We start from the raw sequence: 21,595 nt of genomic DNA, 5'->3' as shown, positions 1-21,595 counted from the left end.
GATGTTCGCGCGGCGGATGCGAATTCCACCCGCCGCGCGAACATGAGGGCCAGGCTCACTATTGAGTTGTCAAGGTGCGTAACGCTTTAGGTGTTATGCGGCGTGGTCGAGGCGCATGGTGCGGCGGTTGTAGGCGGGGATGGGTTTTCGCTGTGGGTCGACGGTCGTCGGTGGGATGAGCCAGGGATGCTTGTCCAGGCCCATGACGACGTCCCAGCCGTCGTGGTGCACGTTGGCGTGGCAGGCCGGGCAGAGCAGGCACCCGTTGCCCAGGCTGGTTTCGCCGTGGTGGGTCCAGTGCACGATGTGGTGGGCGTGGGTGCGCCCTGGGGGTGCGCCGCATTTGATGCAGCACTGGTCGCGGTGATACAGCGCCTTGCGTAGATGGGGCGGGAACAGCCGTTTCTCCCGACCCATATCGAGCGGTACCTGTTCGCCGTCGACGATCATGGTGGTGACGGTGGTGTCGCAGGTGAGCCGGTCCAGGGTCATCGAACTGATCGATCCGATGAATTCCAGCGTGGCCAGGTCCGGGGTGTCGGCGGGCACCGTCACCAGCAGCTGGGTGCGCGGCGCGCTGGCGGTGTCGCCGCCGCGGGCGGCGATATCCAGCACCGCCTCCAGCGCATCCGCGCGCCGCCGCCCCGCCGACCGCACGTCGGGGGTTCCGTCGGGTTCGGGTCGCGGCGCCGAGTGTTCTTCCATCGCGGCGATGTATTTGGCCCCGACTTCGGCGTCCAGGTCCGCGCGGACCTGGACCCGCCCGTCGGAGGTGACGTGGTGGTCGACGGTGTTGATCGACCGGTCTTCGGCGGCTGGCAGCCCGCCTTCAGCCGCCGCAACCCGATTGCCGAGCCGCCGGGCTCGGTTGCCGATGTCGGCGGGGGTGGCCCCGGAGAAGAACTGCCCCAAGAGATCGGCCACCTGCACGAACCGGGCTTCCTCGTCGACTGGTCCGGGGGCGCGGGCTTGGATGTGGTTGATGCCCTTGACGATCGCGTCGACATGCTCGCCGGGGATCGCCCCGTCGCCGGCATGGGCGGCGAGGGTTGGCAGCATCGGTAAGGCTCCACCGACCCGGATCAGCCGTTCGGCGACCGAGGGTGCACACCCCAGCGACATCAGGAGTTCGCGCGGCGACCGGCCCTGCGATGCCGCCACCCCCAACCGGTCGAGCACCGCGGTCATTGTCGCGGCGAGATGGTCGACCACGCCCCGGATCAGCAGCAGCAGCCGCGTGACGTTGACGGCGTCCTCGCCCGACATGTTCTCGGGGACGACCACGCCGCGCAGGTGGTCGAGGAGTGCGTTGAGATCCGGTGCGATTCCCATAACACACCGTATCGAACAAACATTCGAACGGCAAGGGTGATTTTCACGTCGGTGCGGGACATATCAGGACGTCCGTGACGGTGCCGGTGGCCTGTCTTTGGCGGGAATCCATCGTTCCGAGTACCGGCTGCGGTTTGTTACCGCGCTGATAACATTCCGGATCGCGACCCCTCGGCAATGTGACGGGCGACGCACCGCGCCGCTCCGCGTTTACCCTGATCAACAGATCACCGCAGGTAGAACCCGCGATGCCGAAATCGCCTCTGTTTCATGACATGACAGCCCTGTTAACGCGGTCGCACAGGCACGGAGGGGGCATGTGCGTTCTTTTGACAGCCTTCTGACCGGCTCTAACCTCATGTTCCGACGGCTCGAGAGGAGGGCTTTGTGGCCGAGTTGGCAGGAAGCCCGGCGATGGCCGGCGACGCGTTGTTGCGGTTGTCCAAGTATTTTCACCGCGGTGAAATCTCCGGCGACCAGCGCACGATTCACAAGGTCGGCGGGCGATCGGCGGACGACTTCTATCGCGACCGCTGGGCACACGACAAGGTGGTGCGCTCCACGCACGGCGTGAACTGCACCGGTTCGTGCTCGTGGAAGATCTACGTCAAGGACGGCGTGATCACCTGGGAGTCGCAACAAACCGACTACCCGTCGATCGGCGCCGACAAGCCTGAATACGAGCCGCGCGGCTGCCCCCGCGGCGCGTCGTTCTCCTGGTACACGTATTCGCCTGCGCGCGTGCGGTATCCGTACGTACGCGGTCTGCTGCTCGACTACTACCGCGAAGCCAAAGCGCGGCTGAACGACCCGGTGCTGGCGTGGGCCGACGTCGTCGAGGACCCGGTGAAGGCCAAGGCCTACAAGTCTGCCCGCGGCCGCGGCGGCTTCGTCCGCGCGGAATGGTGGGAGGCCGCCGAGATCGCCGCGGCCGCCCACGTCTACACCGTCAAGACCTACGGACCCGACCGCGTGGCCGGGTTCTCGCCGATCCCGGCCATGTCGATGGTGAGCCATGCCGTTGGGGCGCGATTCATTTCGCTCATGGGCGGGTCGATGCTGTCGTTCTACGACTGGTACGCCGATCTGCCGGTGGCGTCACCGCAGGTGTTCGGCGACCAGACCGACGTGCCCGAATCCGCCGACTGGTTCGACGCCGGCTACCTCATCATGTGGGGTTCGAACGTCCCCGTCACCCGCACGCCCGACGCGCACTACATGACCGAGGCGCGCTACCGCGGCCAGAAAGTCGTTGTGGTGTCGCCGGATTACGCCGACAACACCAAGTTCGCCGATGAATGGCTGCCGGCCCACCCGGGCACCGACGCCGCGCTCGCGATGTCGATGGGCCACGTCATCCTCAAGGAGTTCTTCGTCGAGAAGAACACCCCGTACTTCACCGACTACGTCAAGAAGTACACCGACCTGCCGTTCCTGGTCGCCCTGACCGAGCGTGACGGCCGGCTGGTCCCCGGAAAGTTCCTCACCGCAGCGGATCTCGGCGGCGAACACGCGGACACGGAAGCCGCGGTCTCCAAACCGGTACTGCTCGACGCCGACGGCACCCCGGTGGTGCCCAATGGGTCCCTGGGCCATCGCTTCACCGCCTCCGGTGAAGGGAAATGGAACCTGGACCTGCAGGGGGTCGACCCCCTCCTCACGCTGCACGGTGGCGCCAATGATGTCGCTACCGTTGCACTCCCTCGGTTCGACACCGACCAGCCCGGTGTGCTGGAACGTGGGGTGCCCACCAGAATCGTTGCGGGCCAGCGGGTCACCACGGTCTTCGATCTCATGCTGGCGCAGTATGGCGTGGCCCGTGACGGCCTGCCGGGCACCTGGCCGGCCGGTTACGACGACGCCACCGAGCCGTACACCCCGGCGTGGCAGCAGGCCATCACGGGCGTGCCGGCCCAAGCCGCCGAGCGTATCGCGCGTGAATTCGCCGACAACGCAGAGCGTTCCAAGGGGCGCTCGATGATCCTCATGGGTGCCGGCACCAACCACTGGTTCCATTCGGATCAGATCTACCGCTCGTTCCTTTCTCTCGTCATGCTCACCGGCTGTCAGGGCGTCAACGGCGGCGGCTGGGCGCACTACGTCGGCCAGGAGAAGTGCCGTCCGGTAACAGGCTGGGGCACACTGGCATTCGGGCTGGATTGGCAGCGCGCACCGCGTCAGATGCAGGGCACCGTGTTCTGGTACCTGGCCACCGACCAGTGGCGCTACGACCGGTTCACCACCGAACCGATGACGTCGCCGCTCGCCACCGGCACGCTGGCCGGCCGGACGGCGGCCGACAACATCGCTCTCGCGAGCCGGCTGGGGTGGATGCCGAGTTATCCCACGTTCAACCGCAATCCGCTGGACCTGGCCGACGAGGCCGAGCGTCAGGGCAAGGACGCGGCGCAGCATGTGCTCGACGGCCTGAAGTCCGGGCACCTGCAGTTCGCCTGCGAGGACCCGGACGCCCCGGAGAACTTCCCGCGCTGTCTGACGGTGTGGCGGTCCAATCTGCTGGGCTCGTCGGCGAAGGGCAACGAGTACTTCCTCAAGCACCTGCTGGGCGCCGACAACAACGTAGCGGCCAGCGACGAGGACGGAGTGCACCCGCAGGACGTGCGCTGGCGCGACGAGGCGCCGGCAGGGAAGCTGGATCTGTTGCTGTCCCTGGACTTCCGCAACACCAGTACCACCTTGTACTCGGACATCGTGCTCCCGGCCGCCACGTGGTACGAGAAGCACGACCTGTCGAGCACTGACATGCACCCGTTCGTCCACGCCTTCTCGCCGGCCATCTCGCCGCCATGGGAGACCAAGACCGACTTCGACGCCTTCCACCGGATCGCCCGCGGCTTCTCGTGGTTGGCCGAGAAGCACCTGGGTAAGCGCAAGGACATCGTCGCGATGCCGCTCGCACACGACAGCTCCGACGCCACCGCCCAGCCCGGCGGAAAGGTCCTGGACTGGAAAGCCGGTGAATGCGAACCGATTCCGGGCAAGACCATGCCGCGGTTGGTGACGGTGGAACGCGACTACCCGGCGCTGGCCGACAAGATGGCCGCGCTCGGCCCGCTGGTGGAAACCCTGGGCCTGACGGTCAAGGGCGTCACCACGCACCCCGACGCCGAGGTCGAATACCTGGCCGGCGTCAACGGGGTGTCCGATCGCGGCGTCGCGGCGGGACGGCCGTCGCTGGCCAAGGACACCCACGCAGCCGAAGCCATTCTGGCGCTGTCCGGCACCACCAACGGCCGCCTGGCGGTGGAGGGCTTCGAGGCCCTGCAGCGCCGCACGGGGACCGAGCTCGTCGACCTGGCTGCCGAGAACGAAGGCAAGCGAATCACCTTCGCGGACACGCAGTCCCGCCCCATGCCGGTCAACACGTCACCTGAGTGGTCGGGTTCGGAGACCGGTGGCAGGCGCTACTCGCCGTTCACCATCAACACCGAGCGGCTCAAGCCCTGGCACACGCTCACCGGGCGCCAGCACTTCTATCTCGACCACGACTGGATGGACGAGATGGGGGAGCAGTTGCCGACGTTCCGTCCGCCGCTGGACATGACGGCACTGTTCGACGAACCGGCGGTCGGTGACACCAGCGGTGGCATCACCGTGCGTTACCTGACGCCGCACTCCAAGTGGTCAATCCACTCGGCGTACCAGGACAACCTGTACATGCTGACGCTTTCGCGTGGTGGACAGGCGATCTGGATGTCGGATGTCGACGCCGCCAAGATCGGGGTCAAGGACAACGACTGGATCGAGTGCACCAACCGCAACGGTGTGGTGAATGCCCGCGCGATCGTCAGCCACCGGATGCCCGAGGGTCTGGTCTTCATGTACCACGCCCAGGACAAGGCGGTGGACGTGCCGCGTACCGAGAAGACCGGTAAGCGTGGCGGTATCCACAACGCCCTGACCCGCATCATGATCAAGCCGACGCACTTGATCGGCGGCTATGCCCAGCAGTCCTTTGCGCTGAATTACCACGGCCCCACCGGAAATCAGCGCGACGAGGTGACGACCATCCGTCGCCGTTCGCAGGAAGTCGAGTACTGACATGACCGGATACGAAGCTCGCGGAGTAGACCAATGAGAGTCATGGCCCAACTGGCGATGGTGATGAACCTCGACAAGTGCATCGGCTGTCACACCTGCAGCGTCACCTGCAAGCAGGCGTGGACCAACCGTAGCGGTGTCGAGTACGTCTGGTTCAACAACGTGGAAACCCGTCCCGGACAGGGATATCCGCGCCAATACCAGGACCAGGAACGCTGGAAGGGCGGTTGGACGCTCAACAAGCGCGGCAAGCTCACGCTCAAATCGGGCTCCCGGTTCAAGCGGCTGCTGAACATCTTCGCCAACCCGGACCTGCCCACGGTCAGCGACTACTACGACCCGTGGACCTACGACTACGACAACCTCCTGTCGTCGCCGCTGATGGACACCACACCCGTGGCGCGGCCCAAGTCTCTGATCACCGGGCAGGACACCAAGGTCACCTGGGGCGCCAACTGGGACGACGACCTCGGCGGCGGACCCGAGCAGGTCGGGCGGGATCCGTTGCTGGCCAAGGTCGAAGAGGTCAGTCAGAAGGTCAAGCTCGAATTCGAGCAGACGTTCATGTTCTACCTGCCCCGCATCTGCGAGCACTGCCTGAACCCGGCGTGTGCTGCGTCGTGCCCGTCGGGCGCCATCTACAAGCGCGCAGAGGACGGCATCGTCCTGGTGGACCAGGACAAGTGTCGCGGCTGGCGCCAGTGCGTCACCGGTTGCCCGTACAAGAAGATCTACTTCAACCACAAGACCGGCAAGGCCGAGAAGTGCACGTTCTGCTACCCGCGTGTCGAGGTCGGCATCCCGACCGTCTGTTCGGAGACGTGCGTCGGCCGGTTGCGGTACATCGGCGTCATGCTCTACGACGCCGACAAGGTGCTGGAAGCGGCGTCGGTCACCGATGACAAGGACCTCTATCCGTCTCAGCTCGGCGTGTTCCTCAACCCGCATGATCCGCGGGTGGTCGCCGAGGCCGAGCGCGCCGGCATCTCACCGGAATGGATTGAGGCCGCGCAGAATTCACCGGTCTACCGGCTGATCGTCGACTATCAGGTGGCGCTGCCGCTGCACCCGGAGTACCGCACCATGCCGATGGTCTGGTACGTCCCGCCGCTGTCCCCGGTGGTCGACATCCTCAAGGAGACCGGCCACGACGGCGAGAACAAGAACAACCTGTTCGGCGCCATCGACACCCTGCGCATCCCGATCGAGTACCTCGCCGAGCTGTTCACCGCGGGGGAGGTCGGGCCGGTTCGGGCCTCCCTGCAGCGGTTGGCCGCCATGCGCGCCTACATGCGGTCGGCCAACCTCGGTGAGGAGTTCGACGAGACCATTCCAGAGTCGGTGCGTCTCACCGGCGAGGAGATCGAGTCGATGTACCGGCTGCTGGCCATCGCGAAATACCAGGACCGGTACGTCATTCCGAGCGGTGCCGGCTCCGACGCGCACCGTCTCGACGCTATCGCGACCGGCTGCAGCCTCGACGGTGACGGTGGCCCGGGGATGTCGGCCTTCGACGCGATGGCCGACAAGTTCCACCTCGTCGACACCAACAGCGCTGTGCCGAAGGATGATCCGACGCGCGTCAATCTGCTCAACTGGGACGGGCGCAGCCCTGACGGGCTGGTGCCGACCCGATGAAGCTCCTGTCCCTGGGGCGCCGGACGGCGACCGGTCCTGACCTGTCCGAGCATCAGCAGCGCCTCGTGTGGCGCGTCACTGCGCTGTTGCTCGACTACCCGACCGCCGAAACAAGCGCGCTCACAGATGAATTGGCGGCGGCTGCGGGCGAACTGCCCGAGCCGATCCGTACCCACGTGACCGACTTCCTGCGGTACTTCTGCGAGACGGACGCGACCGAGCGTGCCACCCGTTACGTCGAGACGTTCGACATGCGCCGGCGGGCCAGCCTGCATCTGACGTATTACGCCTACGGTGACACCCGTAAGCGCGGGATGGCGCTGCTGCGGTTCAAGCACGCCTACCGGCAGGCGGACATCACCATCGGCGACGAAGAGCTGCCCGACTACCTGCCGCTGGTGCTGGAATTCGCGGCCACCGTGGACCAGGCGCGTGGCGAGCGCCTCCTGGCCGAGCACGTCCCGGTACTCGAACTGCTCCGGCTCTCGTTGCAGGACAGCAATTCTCCGTACGCCGGTCTACTGGCCGCGGTCCTGGCGACCCTGCCGCCGATCAACACCGCCGACCGTCGGCGCATCACTGAACTCGCCGCCGACGGTCCGCCCGAGGAGGACCTCGGCTTGGACCCGTTCGGCATGGATCCGATGATGATGGATCCGGCCCTGGCTGGAGGGCGACGATGACCAACCTCTTGTGGATGACGTTGCCGTACATCGCTTTCACGTCGTTCGTGCTGGGGCACATCTGGCGCTACCGGACCGACCAATTCGGCTGGACCACCCGGTCGTCTCAAATCTACGAGAGCCGACTGCTGCGGCTGGGCAGCCCGCTGTTCCACTTCGGCATCCTCGGTGTATTGGGCGGACACGTTGTCGGCCTGCTGATCCCGGAGTCGTGGACCTCGGCGGTCGGCATTTCCGAGCACACCTACCACCTGCTGGCGATCGGCATGGGCGCGCCGGCCGGGTTCGCGGTGATCGCGGGCGCCGCCATCCTGCTGTACCGCCGCACCACGGTGCCGGCGGTACGTGCCGCCACCACTGCCGGCGACAAGCTCATGTACCTGCTGCTGGTCGGCGCCCTGGTCACCGGCATGGTCAACACCCTGGGCAATGTCTTGTCGGCGTACAACTACCGGGAGACGGTATCCCCTTGGCTGCGTAGCCTGTTCACGCCGCATCCCACGCCCGAGTTGATGTCGACCGCGCCGCTGTCGTTCCAGGTTCACGTGCTCATCGTGTTGGCGCTGTTCGGTATCTGGCCCTACACGCGGCTGGTGCACATGTTCAGCGCCCCCGTCGGTTACCTGGTGCGGCCGTACGTCGTCTACCGGAGCCGGGATCCGCAGCGCGCGAGCAACAGTCGGTACGCGAAGGCCTGGGTGACGCCGCAGGCACCGCCGCCACGCAACCGTTGGGTGTGAGCCGGGTCTCTTCACAGCTCGGCCGCGCGGCAGGTGAGTGAATCGTCACCACCGGGTCATCGCCCGGAGCGTCGGGGAAACATGAAAACTCTACGTTTGCAGTATGTTTCGATCGCGGACCATCACCGACTGGAACCCTGAAGACATCGTTGCCTGGGAAGCCGGCAACAAATTCGTCGCCCGGCGGAACTTGATCTGGTCGGTGATCGCGGAGCACATCGGGCTCTCGGTGTGGACCATGTGGTCGGTCATGGTGCTGTTCATGCCGCAGTCGGTGTACGGCTTCACCGCCGGGGACAAGTTCCTGCTGGCGGCCACCGCGACGCTCGTCGGTGGCTGCCTGCGCATCCCGTACACGATGGCGACCGCGACCTTCGGTGGCCGCAACTGGACCGTCTTCTCCGCGCTCGTCCTTTTCATTCCGACGCTGGGCAGCATGTGGCTGCTGGCCCACCCCGGACTCCCGTTGTGGCCGTACCTGGTGTGTGCGGCACTCGCCGGTCTCGGCGGCGGCAACTTCGCATCGTCCATGACGAACATCAACGCGTTCTACCCGCAGCGGCTCAAGGGCTGGGCGCTCGGAATCAACGCCGGCGGAGGCAATCTCGGTGTGCCGGCCATCCAGGTGGTGGGCCTGCTGGTGATCGCCGTCGCGGGTAACCGCGCGCCCTACTGGGTGTGTGCAATCTACCTGGTGCTGCTGGCCGTCGCGGCGATCGGTGCCGCGTTGTTCATGAACAACCTTGCGCAGCATCGGATCGATTCCGGCGCCATGCGCGCCATCTTGACCGAGTCCGACACCTGGAGCATCGCGTTCCTGTACATCGGCACCTTCGGCTCGTTCATCGGCTTCTCGTTCGCCTTCAGCCAGATCCTGCAGATCAACTTCGTCGCCGGTGGCCAGACCGCCGCGCAGGCGGCGCTGCACGCGGCGCAGATCGCGTTCGTGGGTCCGCTGCTCGGTTCGGTGGCTCGGGTCTACGGCGGTAAGCTCGCCGACCGCATCGGCGGTGCCCGGGTGACCGTGGCGGCCTTCGCCGGCATGATCCTCTTTGGTGCACTGCTGATTTCGGCGTCGACGTACCACGACCACACCGGCGGCGCTGTCGACGCGGCCACCCTGGCGTGCTTCATCGTGGGCTTCGTCGCGCTGTTCATCCTGTCGGGCATCGGCAACGGTTCGGTGTACAAGATGATCCCGTCGATCTTCGAGGCCCGCAGCCACGCCGTGGTGGGTAGCGAGACCGACCGGCTGAACTGGTCGCGCGGAATGTCCGGTGCCCTCATCGGTTTCGCCGGCGCCATCGGCGCGCTCGGGGGCGTAGGCATCAACCTGGCGCTGCGGCAGTCCTACCTGTCCAGCGGTTCGGCCACCGCTGCGTTCTGGGTCTTCGTCACGTTCTACGTGGCGGCACTGACGCTGACGTGGACCCGCTACATCCGCACCCCGCTGACGGTGGTCGCGCCTGCGTCACCGGCCGAGGCCGTCAGCGTGGCCTGAGCCGGCCGTTCCGGCTAGTTGCTTTGCGGGTCAGCCGAATTCAGGACGGCCACCGCGTGGTCGTACTCACCGCGGACTTCGGCATAGCGGAGAAACTTGACGTTCTCCACCTGAATCTCGTCGGCATCCGGCTGGTTCTCGAGGATGTCGACGACTTCACTCACGAACTGCTCGAGCGGCATCGCCCACTCGCTGTCGCGCTGTCCGGGCACCAGATCGGTCCGTACCGCAGGCGGCTGAAGTTCCTTGAATTCCACGGTGGAACCGGCGAACTGCAGCCGCAGCGTCTCGGTCAGCAGGTGGATGGCGGCTTTGGAAGCGTTGTAGCTCGGGGTCACCTTGAGTGGGGTGAATCCCAGACCCGATGACACGGTGATGATCGTGGCAGCGGGTCGGGTCTGCAGATGCTCGATGAATGCGGCGATGAGCCGGATCGTGCCCAGCACGTTCGTGGTGATCGTCGATTCGGCGGCCGCCAGCGAGCTCTGCGGGGCGTGCCAGTCTTCGATCTTCATCACCCCGGCCATGGTGATCACCACATTCAGATCGGGATGCTCGGCCAGCACCTGCGCAGCGACGGACTGGATGGTGTCGGCGTCCGATGTGTCGATGCGGACCGCGTCGATGCCGGGATGTTCGGCGGTGATCTGGCGGAGCAGTTGCTCTCGACGGCCGCCGACGATGACCTTGTTTCCTTTGTCTCGCAGGGCGATTGCCAGCGCGAGGCCGATACCGCTCGTGGCACCCGGGATGAAAATGGTGTTGCCGGAGATCTTCATGGCATCCAGCCTGCTCGCGGAGTGAGCATCTGTCACATGCATATCTATGATGATATGTATGCTTACGACGCATATCGAGCGGGCAGATCTGAATCTGCTGGCGCCGCTGGTCGCCCTGCTGGAGGAACGGCAGGTATCGCGCGCGGCGTCTCGCGTCGGGCTGAGTCAACCTGCCATGAGTCGCGCCTTGCAGCGCCTGCGCAGGCCGCTCGACGATCCGCTGCTGGTTCGAGATCCGGACGGATTCCGGTTGTCGGCCCGCGCCGAGGATATCCACCGCCAGCTCACCACGCTGATACCGCTACTCGAAACCCTGCTCTCGCCTGCGGAGTTCGATCCCCGCGCAGCAACGCAGCCGGTCAATATTGCCGGCAGTGACTACGCCGTCCACACTTACGGCCCGGCCATCGCGCGTCTGATCGGGTCGCAGTCACCTGACACGGCAGTACGGTTTCACAGCTGGCGCCCGGACGGGATCGCGGATCAAATCCGTCGTGGCGCGGTCGATCTGGGCCTTTTCGGAGGCCACGCGCCGGACGATCTGAACGTCACCCGACTGGTCACCGAACACTTCAAGTGCGTCGTCTCCGAGGGGCATCCACTCGCCACCCGAAGCGCGCTCACCTTGGCGGACTACCTCGGTTTCGGCCATGTGGTCGACGACGTGGCGGATGGGAAGCAGCCCGATATCGACTACCGCCTCGCGGAGCTGGGCAGGCCGCGCCGGGCGGTGGTCACCGTGCCGTATCACACCGCAGCGCTCCCGATGCTGCATGGAACCGATTTGGTGGCAACGCTTCCCGGTCGCTTCGTCGAGGCTTGGGTCACCGACTCCGAACTACGTTTGCTGCCCGCACCGGCCGAGATCGCCACCATGCCCTACCGGATGATCTGGCATCCCGCGTTCGAGCTCGATCGCCGGCAGCAGTGGTTGCGCGAGTGTGTGCGCACGGCGGTCGTCGACCACGAATGAGGTCGGTGTCGCCCAGGGTGGTGCTATTCGCCGCTCGCGGCAGCCAGACCGGCGCGCCGGGCTTCGCGGCGTATTGCCGTACTCAGGTTTCCGGCTGCGCGCGGGTCTGAAATACCCAGCGCGGAAAGGCGTTCGGACTCGGAGACGCCGCCCCAGATGCCGTACGGCTCGCCGGACAGCAGCGCGAAGGCGGCGCACGGGGCCTTCACCGGACACTGCTGACAAATCTCTTTGGCACGTTGTTCGCGTTGTCTGCGCGCCCGACCGCGCTCGTTGTCGGGATGAAAGAAAACGCTGGAATCCATTGAGCGGCAACGGGCAGACTCCTGCCATTCCCATTCGTCGGCCACCGGCCGGATGGCCGGCGCGGGCAGTGGCAACGCGGTTCGCTTCCCGGTCATGTTCTACCTCGTGCTTCCTACTCGGTTGTTGGTCATGCGGTGACCCGTTGGCCTTTGCCGACGACCGTCACGCCGCCCTCTGATATGACGAAGCCGCGTGCCCGGTCGTGCTCGCTGTCGACTCCGATCTGCGCGCCCGGCGGAATCACGACGTTCTTGTCGACGATTGCGTTGCGTACCAAGGCATGTGCGCCCACCACGGTGTTGTCCAGAATCACCGAGCGGTCCACCGTTGCGTACTCCTCCACGCGCACACCCGGCGACAGCACGGATTCGCGTACCAGCGCGCCGGAGATGATCACGCCGTTGGAGATGACGCTGTTGACGGCGCGACCGACCCGGTCGCCGTCGTCGTGGACGAACTTCGCCGGCGGGTGCGGTGGAATGTGCGTGAGGATCGGCCATGCGCTGTTGTACAGGTCGAACGCCGGGACCACGGCGCACAGGTCCATGTGAGCGTCGTAGTAGGAGTCCAGCGTGCCGACGTCGCGCCAGTAGCCGCTGTTCTCGGCATGAGAGCCCGGGACCAGGTTGCTCTGGAAGTCATAGACCTGGGCGCGGCCTTGTTCGACCATCATCGGCATGATGTCGCCGCCCATGTCGTGTTTGCTCAATTCGTCGTCGGCGTCGGCGCTCAGCGCGTCGATGAGCGCCTCGGTCGAGAAGACGTAGTTGCCCATCGAGACGAATGCCTCGTCGGGGGAGTCGGGTAGGCCCGGCGGGTCCGCCGGCTTCTCCAGGAACGCCTCGACCTGCCGGCCGTCGGGTGCGGTCTTGATCACGCCGAAGGCACTCGCCTCGGTGCGCGGCACCCGGATTCCGGCGACGGTGGCGCCCGCACCACCGTCGAGGTGCTGCTTGATCATCTGTCGTGGGTCCATGCGGTAGACGTGGTCGGCTCCGAAAACCACGACCAGATCCGGTTTTTCGTCGTGAATGAGGTTCAGCGACTGGTGGATGGCATTGGCCGAGCCGGTGTACCACTGCGGGCCCAGGCGCTGTTGCGCGGGTACGGGCGTCACGTAGTTGCCGAGCAGGCTGCTCATCCGCCACGTCGTGGTGATGTGGCGATCGAGGCTGTGGCTCTTGTACTGCGTGAGGACGGCGATCCGCAGAACTCCGGCGTTCACCAGGTTCGAGAGCGCGAAGTCGATCAGTCGGTAGAGTCCGGCGAACGGCACCGCGGGCTTCGCCCGGTCGAGTGTCAGTGGCGACAGTCGCTTGCCTTCGCCTCCGGCCAGGACCAGGCCGAGGATCTTCGGATCGGCCATGTGATTTCTCCTTCTGGGCAGCGGGCAACGCCGTGGTGGATCACGCGATGTCGGACTGGTGAACTCAGCTCTTCGCGAAAGTCGTTGGGGTATCGGTAGATATCACGCCTGCTCCACGGTCACTCCGGCAGCGGAGAGTTCGGAGAGCTGATGGCTGTCGACGCCGGTGTCGGTGATGAGTAGGTGGATGTCTTCCAGCCGGCCGTACTGGGCGCCGCTGACGGCCCCGAACTTGCTGTGGTCGGCGAGCAGGATGCGGCGGTGCGCGCACGCGAGCATGCGTCGTTTCACGGCGGCTTCGGACGGGGCGGGGGTGGTGAGCCCTCGGTCGGCGCTGACGCCGTTGGCGCCCAGAAACGCGACGTCGACGTTGATCTCGGCGAGTGCGCGGGCGGCCCAATCATCGACTTCGGCAAAGGTTTTCGAACGGACCCGGCCACCCAGGGTGTATACCGTGAGCTGTGGCCTGCTGACCAGGGTCAGTGCCTGCGTCAATGAGTTGGTGTACACGGTGAGTTCGCGGTCGCCGGGAAACTGCTCGACCAGTTGTGCGGTTGTGGAGCCGGCGTCGATCAGCACCGACCCACGGTCGGGAAGGTGTGCGAGCGCGGCCTTTGCGATGCGGGCCTTCTCGGCGAGGAACTCGGTCCGGGTCTCGACTGCCGGCTCGTAGGAGAGGTAGTCGACGCGCACCGCGCCGCCGTGCACCCGGCGTAACAAGCCTTGGCGTTCCAGGAGGATGAGGTCCTTGCGGATGGTCTCGCCCGTCACGCCGAGCTCGGACGCGATCCGGGCGGCGTCGATGCGACCATCGCGCCGGAGCGTCTCGAGCAATTGCTGTTGGCGCTGATCGGCGTAGAGGGCTGCTGTCGCATCGCGCGGAGCGGGCCCTGTGGTTGCCACGACACCTCCCTCGATTTGTGAGCTGCACCACTTGGATTTGGTTGTTAATAATTGCGTTTAGTTGGGAATCTGTCAAGAGTGCGTGCCGTCGGCTCGGGTATGACGCCTGTCCTAGCGTGGAGACGGTGAACAGCAGCAAGGGCGGTACGGCGCTCTGGGCGGTGGTCGCAGGGTTCAGCGTCGCCGCCTGCGGTATCGGAAGCACTGAGGGAACCCCGGTCACCGCACAGTTCGGCTTCGTGGCAGGCAGGCCAGACGAACCCATCGAGCCGCCGTCGGAGTGGGCGCTGGAGCCCGTGTCGGTGACGCCGACGGCGTTCACCCTCAGGTCGGTCGACAAGACCGGTGCGCCCGACACCCACTGGTGGCGCCGGCAATGACATCGAACGCCGAATGGCCTGGTACCCCAGGCCATTCGGCGCGGCGAGCTACGGCTTGATTCGCATCTTGCCCGGTGACCACAGGCCGCTGTGGACCGCGGTGCCCAGGTCCAGCTCGGCCGTCGTCGCGTCGACGACCGTCGTGAACGCGCGCAGCGAGCCCCAGTCCCGGCCCCAGTCGTCGGACAGGTACGTCGACATCACGTGGGCTTTCAGCAGCACGTCGGTGATGCCCAGCAGGCCGCCGTTGATGCCGTCCTGCCAGGTATCGGTGTCCTGCTTCTTGGCGGTGTAGTCCGGGGTGATGCGGAACTTCGGCACCTCGGTCACGCCGTTGCGCACCAACATCGGCTGCTGGCACGGGAACGCCAGGCCGACGGCCCAGTCCATCAACACCGGCTGGGTCTTGCCGATGAACTGCTCGACGGTCTTGAGCTCGGGCACCCGCGGCGGGGTGACGGCGATCCAGTCGCCCTCATTGAGCGAGAGGTTCACCGCCACAACGCGAACGTACGTGGCGTCGGCCGGAATCTGGCGACGGTCGAAGCGCAGGTTGCGCCACGACGGCGTCGGGCCGATGTCGTAGGGCACGACCCGCCCGCCCGGCACGGGGCGGCCGTCGGGGCCGGTGCGGCCGTACTCCAGCTCGACGGTCTGCCCCTCGGTGCGGCCCTTCAGCGAGCTGTTCCCGGTGATGGTGCCGGCGGCGGTGACGACGACCAGCGGATGCGCGGCATCAGCGGCGGGCAGGCCGTACCAGGCCGACGTCAGCTTGGCCTGCGAGTGCGGGCCGGTGGTGTACGTCCCGGCGACCGGCACCCGCGCGGGGTCCAAACCGTAGGGCAGCGGCACCGTCGACCCGTTGATGCCCGGGGTCGTCAGCTTGACTGCGGCATCCCAGTCGGCGTCGGTACCCGACACCGGGAAGTCGAGTCGAATTGCTTCGGCCACAATGCGATTCGGCACGCCATTGGGAGTGAAGCCAACGGGACCCGCGCCGCCCAACGCGCCCAGCGGCCCGTAGTCGCCGGCCTGCGGCGTCAGGAACCCGGCGTTCGAGTCGGGCTCTACCAGGACGTTGTCGGCGAGCCCGCAGCCGCCCTTCAGTGCCCGCAGGTTGCTCGCCAGGTTCGAGTACGTCGGGTATTCGCGCACCGCGCCGATGGCCATCGACGCCACGCACACCACGACCATGAACGCGGCGGCGAGGGGAATCGGGGCCGCCGTGACCAGCCGGGTGAGGCGGCCTTCGGGGCGGTCGCTCTTGAAGTGCAGCCAGAACGCCCACAGCGCGGTGATCACGAACAGCACCAGGAAGATCGTGCTGAGCTTGATGCCACCGACGGCGACCATGTCGTTGTTGAACGGCACGCCGTAGCTCGACACGTACCACCAGCCGTTGGTGGTGGCCGAGACCAGCGCCAGCAGGAACAGCACCGCCGAGGTGACGGCCATGCGGTTGCGCGCCGACTTCAGTACCGAACGCGACACCAGCACGGTGGCCACCGCCGCCATCGCGGCGCCCACGGCCGCGAACAGGCCGAAGTGGTGCACCCACTTGGTCGGGGTGAACATCAGGCAGAACATGGTGGCGAAGATGATGCCCATCAGGCGCCACACCGGGCCGCGCGCGATGCCGGGAACCCGCTTGCGCCGCAGGATCATGAACATCGACGTGAACAGGCTCAGCGCGGTCAGCAGGAAGCCGAAGCGCCGGGTCATCGAGCCGTCGACCGTCGGCAGGAACAGGTAGTAGTACCGCAGATTCTCGGTGTACCAGGCCTGGCTCGGGCCGATCGCGGTGCGAATCCTGGTGGCCTCCAACACCCCTGCCGCAGTCTGATTGACGAACACGACCGTCAGGACCACGAAGCCGGCGGCCAGTAGCGGCATGATCAGTGGCCACGTGCCGACCTCGCGGCGCCGCTTCACCAGGATGCGCAGGATCGGGCGGCCACCGGCGAGCAGGGCCGCCACGGCGATCAGACCGGTGGGCTGGATGCCCAGGGTGAACGCCGCGCTGATGATGGCCAGGGCGGCCGGCGTCAGCCGGCTGGTGCCGATGGCGCGTTCGATGAGGACATAGGTGATCAGGGCGCCGGTGGCGATCTGGCCCTCGGGACGCAGGCCGTTGTCGAACGGCATCCACGCGGCCATCAGGACCAGGCCCGCGGCCCACATGGCGGCCTTGCTGCCCGCCACCGCGGGCCCGAGCCGGGGGAGCACTTCGCGCGACAGCAGCAGCCAGCAGATCAGCGCACAGATCAAGTCCGGCAGGCGAATCCAGATGCTGGCGTCGCTGACGTGCGTCATCAGGGCCAGCACGTTGTAGTACCAGCCGAACGGGTCCTCGGGGCTGCCGAACCAGCGGAAGTAGTTGATCATGTACTGCGCGTGCGGCGCGACGCGCGCCATCTGCAGGATGTAGCCGTCGTCAGATGACCCGGCGCCCAACACATGCCACAGCAGGAACCCGCCGACCACGACGCCGTCGACGATGTTGAAGGTCCGCCAACGGCTGGGGATCAGGCGCTGCATGCGGCGCCCGTCGAGCCGGTCCAGCCGCCAAAGGGCCAGCAGCGCAACGATGGTCGCCGCGATACCGCCGAACATGGCGGTGTACTTGATGATGGTCGGCCGGTTGATGAACCGGGTGTCGATCGTTGCGGACACCGAAAGCCCCTGCGGTGCAGCGCCCTTCAGGTCGGTGAAGATACCGACGACGGTGGGCCGCAGGTTCGGGTCGGCGAACCCGGTGCGCAGTTCCTTGCCGTCGGTACCGGTCAGGCCGACGAACGTCGCGAACGTCCCGTTCTTGTCGGAGATGATCTCGATGCGCGAACAACCTGGATTACCAATGGCTTTCAGCCGCGGCACGCTGGCGATCACCACATTGCGATCGGTGATGTCGACGCGGCTGCTGGACACGTTGACCAGCAAGCCGTTGAGCGCGGCCTGCTTGCCGTCCTTGGGTACCGTGCCGAACACCAGCCCGCCCGACGGCGGCAGCGTCCGCAGCACGTCGCACGGGATCGTCGCCGTCATCGTCACCGGCGTCTGCGAGATCAGCGGCGCGGTCACGTTGCCGAACTGACCCTGCTGCGGCCAGTTCAGCTGCGCGGTCGTCTGCACCACGGGCAGCAGCGGCGTCAGCGCCGACAGCACGAAGCCGATCAGGCCCGCGACGATCGCCACCCACCGGGTGACCTTGACTTGCTGTGCGTTCATTCCCGTCCCGGTCATGGCAGGGCCCGGATCGGGCCGCGGCGGCTCCAGCCGTTGACGGTCATGGTGCCTTGGTCAATCGCTGCAGGCGGGGCCACGGACGGCGGCACCACCGGGTCGTACCGCTCGATGGAGCCCCAATCTCGGTACCAGTCGTTGCGCAGGTACGTCGGGATGGTCGACGTCCGCAGCAGGGCCTGGATGAACAGGAACGGGCCACCCTTCTGCGCGGACTGCCACATGTTCGACGACACCACGACCTGCTTGGTGTTGGGCAGGATGCGGTACTGCGGCAGCTCCGCCACACCCAGATGCTCGGAGAACGGGCGCTGGCACGGGAAGTTCGCGGCGGTGGCGATGTCCATCAGGATCGGCGTCTGCGTCCCGAGGAACTGCTGCGCGCTCTGCAGCGTCGGGACCCGCGGCGGCGTGAACCCGAACCACTGGTCTTCCGACAGGTTGGGATCGTCGGCGACGATGCGGGCGACGTTGGCCTCCGGCGGCGCCCAGGCGAGCGGGAACCGCAGGTTGCGCCAGGCGTATTGAGCGAAGGTGTCGATGGGCTGAACCTCGGCGAGGGCCTGGTAGCTGCCGTCCGGCCGGTGCACACCCCACTGCAGCTTGAGCGACTGGCCGTAGTGGAACTCGTGCTCCTCGTCGTAGTACCAGATGGCGCCGGCGGCGGCGACGGTGACGAGAGGCCGGTCGGCACTGCGCGGCGGCAGCTGGTACCAGGCCGAGGTGGCCTTGGCGGCGACGCCGTTCTCCTTGAAGCTGCCCATCACCGGGGTGCGGGCGGGGTCCAGACCGAACGGCAGGAACACATTGGAGCCGTTGACGCCCGTCGGGCCGTAGCCGCCGCCGGTGCCGGCTGCGAAGGCGACGCCGACGTTGGGTTTGTTGGGCGACCCGTCGGAGTTGACGGTGCCGGGGTTCGCGACCACCGGGTGCGGCGGGGCGAGCGAGTCACTGACGCCGTTCGGGGTGAAGCCGACGGGGTTCTCGCCGCCCAGCGGTCCGTACTTGCCCCAGGTCTGGCCGGGCACGGGCTGCAGCGTGCCGGCGTTGGTGTCGGCTTCGACCAGCACGTCGTTGGCCATGGCGCAGCTCTTGTCGGACAATCCGAGCGCGTCCAGGTTGGCGCGGGCCGTCGTGTACTGCGGGTAGCGCTGCACGAAGCCCTTGGCCATCGAACCGACCTCGAGCACGACCATGATCACTGCGACGATCAGCAGCGGCGTCGATGCCAGCGCGCGGTTGCGGCGCGTCTCGGCGACCTCGGTGTGGCCGGCGTAGTCGATGCGGAAGTGCAGCCAGCCGGCGAGCAGCGCCGAGATGATCGCGAGCACCAGGAACATCGACGTGACGGGGTGACCGGCCAGCACGGGCTGCCGGTCGAACCACGGCACGCCGTAGTTGCCGACGTAGAACCAGCCGTTGATCCCGGACGTCGCCCAGGCCAGCACGAACAGCAGTGCCGTTACGTACAGCGCCAGGTTCCGCCGGCTGTGCAGTCCGACCGTCGCGAACGCGAACGCGATGACCGCACCGAAAGCACCCGACAGCCCGGCGAACGCACCGAACTGCACGGCCCACTTGGTCGGCGTGAAGTGCAGGAGCAGCAGGCCCAGCATGGTGCTGCCGAGCAGACGCCACACCGGACCGCTGGCCAAGCCGGGGACCCGGCCCTTGCGCAGCAGCAACGCGAGGGTGGCGAACAGGCACAGCAGCAGGATCAGCACCGAGAACCGGCGGGTCATCGAGCTGTCGACGCTGTCCTCGACGGTGAGGAAGTAGTAGCGCAGGAATTCCTGGTACCAGGAGATGGTCGGGCCGACGGTGTACTTGATGCGCGCCGATTCGGCGACGGTCGCCAGGGTCTGGTTTCGGAAGATCACCGTCAGGATCAGCGACGCCGACGCGGCCAGCGTCGCGATCGGGGCCAGCAGGCCCGTGCCGGCCCGGCGGCTGCGGACCGTGCGGACCAGCGCACGGGCGCCGACGAGCAGCGGGGCCAGTGCGATCAGGCCCTGCGGCGCCGTCGTCGCGGTGAATGCCGCCACGATGATCGCGACGGCAGCGGGGGCCAGGCGCCGGGTGGCGATGGCGTATTCGATGAGCACCCAGGTCGCGATCACGCCGAAGGCGATCAGCGGCTCGGGGCGCAGGCCGTTGTTGAACGGGTACCAGGCCGCCAGGAACACCGCGGCCGCGGTCCAGACCGCGATGGCGTTCGCCGAGACGCCGCGAGCGCCGGGGCCGAGCCGCGGCAGCACCCAGCGGGACAGCAGTGTCCAGGTGGCCATGCCGGCCAGCAGCGCGGGCAGTCGCATCCACACGCCCGCGGTGCTGACGGTCGCCATGTGCGCGAGCACCGACTGGTACCAGTCGAACGGTGCCTCGGAGGCGCCGAAGTAGCGGAAGTAGTTGGCGACGTAACCGGCCTGGCTGGAGACCCGCGCGATGGTCAGGTTGTAACCGTCGTCGGATGAGATGGCGCCGATCAGGTGCCAGCCGGCCAGACCGAGGAATACCGCGATGTCGGCCAGCCAGTGCCAGCGGCCGACCTTCCAGAAGCGCTGCCAGCCGTCGTGCACGCGGCGGCCGTCCAGGCGGTCCAGCAGTGCCAGCGCGACGATCGACACCAGCGTGAGCAGCACGCCGAGCGCCATGGCGGCCGACTTCACGAACGTGGGGACCACGATGAACCGGGTGTCGACGTCGACGCGCGCGGACAAGCCCGGCTGCGCCGGCACCTTGAGGCCGGTGAAGATGCCGGCCACCTGGGGCTTCTTCTCCACGCTGCCGGTGCCAGCGGCTCCGGGCAGGCCGATGAAGTCGGCGCCGACTCCGCCGTTGGTCGCCCAGAGGTGCAGATTGCTGCACTTCCCTGCGGCGACGTCGGACCGCTTGGCGACCGCGGCGACGGTGTCCCGGAACGCGACGACGACGTCGGCGGTGTTGGCCCGCACGAACAGGCCGTTGCGGCTGGCGTCGATGCCGTCGGGCGGGATCGTCGAGAAGACCAGACCGCCCTCGGCGGGCAGCGTCGCGATGGCCGCGCACGGGATGGAGACATCCAGCGCAAGCGGTGCACCGGACACCAGCGGGGCGGTGAGGTCAGAGACGTTTCCGCTGGCATTTGGGGCCTGGGGCCACAAGATGGTCGCGGTCGTCTGCTTGACGGGCAGCAGTGGGGTCAGCGCGCAGAGCAGCAGACCGGCAAGGCCCGCGATGATCGCGACGAGACGGGCAGTCCTGGCAGGCACGAGGCTCAAGACTAGGCGACAGTTATATGTGGCCTGGCCCACTGATGGGGAATGTCGAGCTAGTTGGCCGGAATGTGACCGTTGCTCGGTCCCGCTATCCGGTGTGTTTCAGCCAGCCTGACCACGACGGCGACAGGATGAAGCCCTCGTTCTCGGAGTCTTTGCACGCGGTCAGGCCCGCTCCGTCAACCCCGCAGGTCACGCCACCGACCGCAATCGAGTGCATCGGGGGGAGCTGCTTGATCGGCGTGCCGTGTACCGAGTTGTTCACGAATTGGGTCGAGCCGGCGCGCTGGATTCCACTCACGGTGTCGACGTAGGTGTAGGGGTTCTTGTCCTTGCTTTGAATCCCGGGCAGGTTGTCGCCGATGCATCCCGCTGATCCGTCCGTGAAAGTGCACGGAATGCCATCGGGGGTTACGAAATACACGACAGGGA

General features: G+C 66.7%; 15 protein-coding genes. 7 read left to right on the top strand and 8 right to left on the bottom strand.

What is annotated here, in order from left to right:
• Positions 1–93: 93 nt before the first annotated feature.
• Positions 94–1,332, bottom strand: a complete 1,239-nt coding sequence (locus tag ACJEIK_RS27685) for a DUF222 domain-containing protein (protein WP_409430663.1) — start codon at positions 1,330–1,332, stop codon at positions 94–96.
• Between the two features lie 414 nt (positions 1,333–1,746).
• Here ACJEIK_RS27685 and ACJEIK_RS27680 point away from each other — a divergent pair, with 414 nt between their 5' ends.
• From ACJEIK_RS27680 to ACJEIK_RS27660, 5 genes are all read left to right on the top strand, one after another.
• Positions 1,747–5,394, top strand: coding sequence for a nitrate reductase subunit alpha (locus ACJEIK_RS27680; protein ID WP_061006213.1), 3,648 nt, complete (start codon positions 1,747–1,749; stop codon positions 5,392–5,394).
• A gap of 42 nt (positions 5,395–5,436) precedes the next feature.
• Complete coding sequence (gene narH, locus ACJEIK_RS27675) at positions 5,437–7,032, top strand: nitrate reductase subunit beta (protein WP_082761695.1); 1,596 nt, start codon at positions 5,437–5,439, stop codon at positions 7,030–7,032.
• Positions 7,029–7,715: a nitrate reductase molybdenum cofactor assembly chaperone gene (gene narJ / locus ACJEIK_RS27670; RefSeq protein ID WP_409430662.1), complete on the top strand. Its 687-nt coding sequence runs from the start codon at positions 7,029–7,031 to the stop codon at positions 7,713–7,715. The genes narH and narJ overlap by 4 nt, the downstream gene beginning before the upstream one ends.
• Positions 7,712–8,455 (top strand): respiratory nitrate reductase subunit gamma, encoded by a 744-nt coding sequence (gene narI, locus ACJEIK_RS27665; RefSeq protein ID WP_064861186.1) that lies wholly within the window; start codon positions 7,712–7,714, stop codon positions 8,453–8,455. Before narJ ends, narI begins: the two co-directional genes overlap by 4 nt.
• Positions 8,456–8,558: 103 nt before the next feature.
• Entirely contained in the window at positions 8,559–9,956 is a 1,398-nt protein-coding gene (locus ACJEIK_RS27660) for a nitrate/nitrite transporter (RefSeq protein WP_061006217.1), read from the top strand.
• A 14-nt stretch (positions 9,957–9,970) separates the two neighbouring features.
• Here ACJEIK_RS27660 and ACJEIK_RS27655 read toward each other — a convergent pair whose 3' ends face one another.
• Positions 9,971–10,735 (bottom strand): SDR family oxidoreductase, encoded by a 765-nt coding sequence (locus ACJEIK_RS27655; RefSeq protein ID WP_073693935.1) that lies wholly within the window; start codon positions 10,733–10,735, stop codon positions 9,971–9,973.
• Positions 10,736–10,781: 46 nt separating this feature from the next.
• Here ACJEIK_RS27655 and ACJEIK_RS27650 point away from each other — a divergent pair, with 46 nt between their 5' ends.
• Entirely contained in the window at positions 10,782–11,708 is a 927-nt protein-coding gene (locus tag ACJEIK_RS27650) for a LysR family transcriptional regulator (protein ID WP_409430661.1), read from the top strand.
• 23 nt (positions 11,709–11,731) lie between these two features.
• On the opposite strand, the gene ACJEIK_RS27645 is transcribed toward ACJEIK_RS27650, so the two are convergent.
• From ACJEIK_RS27645 to ACJEIK_RS27635, 3 genes are all read right to left on the bottom strand, one after another.
• On the bottom strand, positions 11,732–12,088 hold the full coding sequence (locus ACJEIK_RS27645; RefSeq protein ID WP_374704294.1) for a WhiB family transcriptional regulator: 357 nt from the start codon (positions 12,086–12,088) through the stop codon (positions 11,732–11,734).
• A 53-nt stretch (positions 12,089–12,141) separates the two neighbouring features.
• Positions 12,142–13,380, bottom strand: coding sequence for a glucose-1-phosphate adenylyltransferase (gene glgC / locus ACJEIK_RS27640; RefSeq protein ID WP_073693937.1), 1,239 nt, complete (start codon positions 13,378–13,380; stop codon positions 12,142–12,144).
• A 102-nt stretch (positions 13,381–13,482) separates the two neighbouring features.
• Positions 13,483–14,283, bottom strand: a complete 801-nt coding sequence (locus tag ACJEIK_RS27635; protein WP_409430660.1) for a DeoR/GlpR family DNA-binding transcription regulator — start codon at positions 14,281–14,283, stop codon at positions 13,483–13,485.
• Between the two features lie 125 nt (positions 14,284–14,408).
• Here ACJEIK_RS27635 and ACJEIK_RS27630 point away from each other — a divergent pair, with 125 nt between their 5' ends.
• Positions 14,409–14,663: a hypothetical protein gene (locus ACJEIK_RS27630; protein ID WP_409430659.1), complete on the top strand. Its 255-nt coding sequence runs from the start codon at positions 14,409–14,411 to the stop codon at positions 14,661–14,663.
• A gap of 48 nt (positions 14,664–14,711) precedes the next feature.
• On the opposite strand, the gene ACJEIK_RS27625 is transcribed toward ACJEIK_RS27630, so the two are convergent.
• From ACJEIK_RS27625 to ACJEIK_RS27615, 3 genes are all read right to left on the bottom strand, one after another.
• Positions 14,712–17,891: an arabinosyltransferase domain-containing protein gene (locus tag ACJEIK_RS27625; RefSeq protein ID WP_409430658.1), complete on the bottom strand. Its 3,180-nt coding sequence runs from the start codon at positions 17,889–17,891 to the stop codon at positions 14,712–14,714.
• An 11-nt stretch (positions 17,892–17,902) separates the two neighbouring features.
• Positions 17,903–21,157 carry an arabinosyltransferase domain-containing protein gene (locus ACJEIK_RS27620; protein ID WP_409430657.1) on the bottom strand — a complete coding sequence of 1,085 codons (3,255 nt, stop codon included), beginning with the start codon at positions 21,155–21,157 and terminating at the stop codon, positions 17,903–17,905.
• A gap of 94 nt (positions 21,158–21,251) precedes the next feature.
• Complete coding sequence (locus tag ACJEIK_RS27615) at positions 21,252–21,587, bottom strand: hypothetical protein (RefSeq protein ID WP_409430656.1); 336 nt, start codon at positions 21,585–21,587, stop codon at positions 21,252–21,254.
• Between the last annotated feature and the right edge of the window lie 8 nt (positions 21,588–21,595).

The sequence above is a fragment of the Mycobacterium sp. SMC-16 genome, from assembly GCF_046250085.1.
Classification (GTDB): domain Bacteria; phylum Actinomycetota; class Actinomycetes; order Mycobacteriales; family Mycobacteriaceae; genus Mycobacterium; species Mycobacterium phocaicum.
The sequence above is the reverse complement of the archived record's forward strand: the minus strand, read 5'-3'. Positions and strand labels throughout refer to the sequence as shown.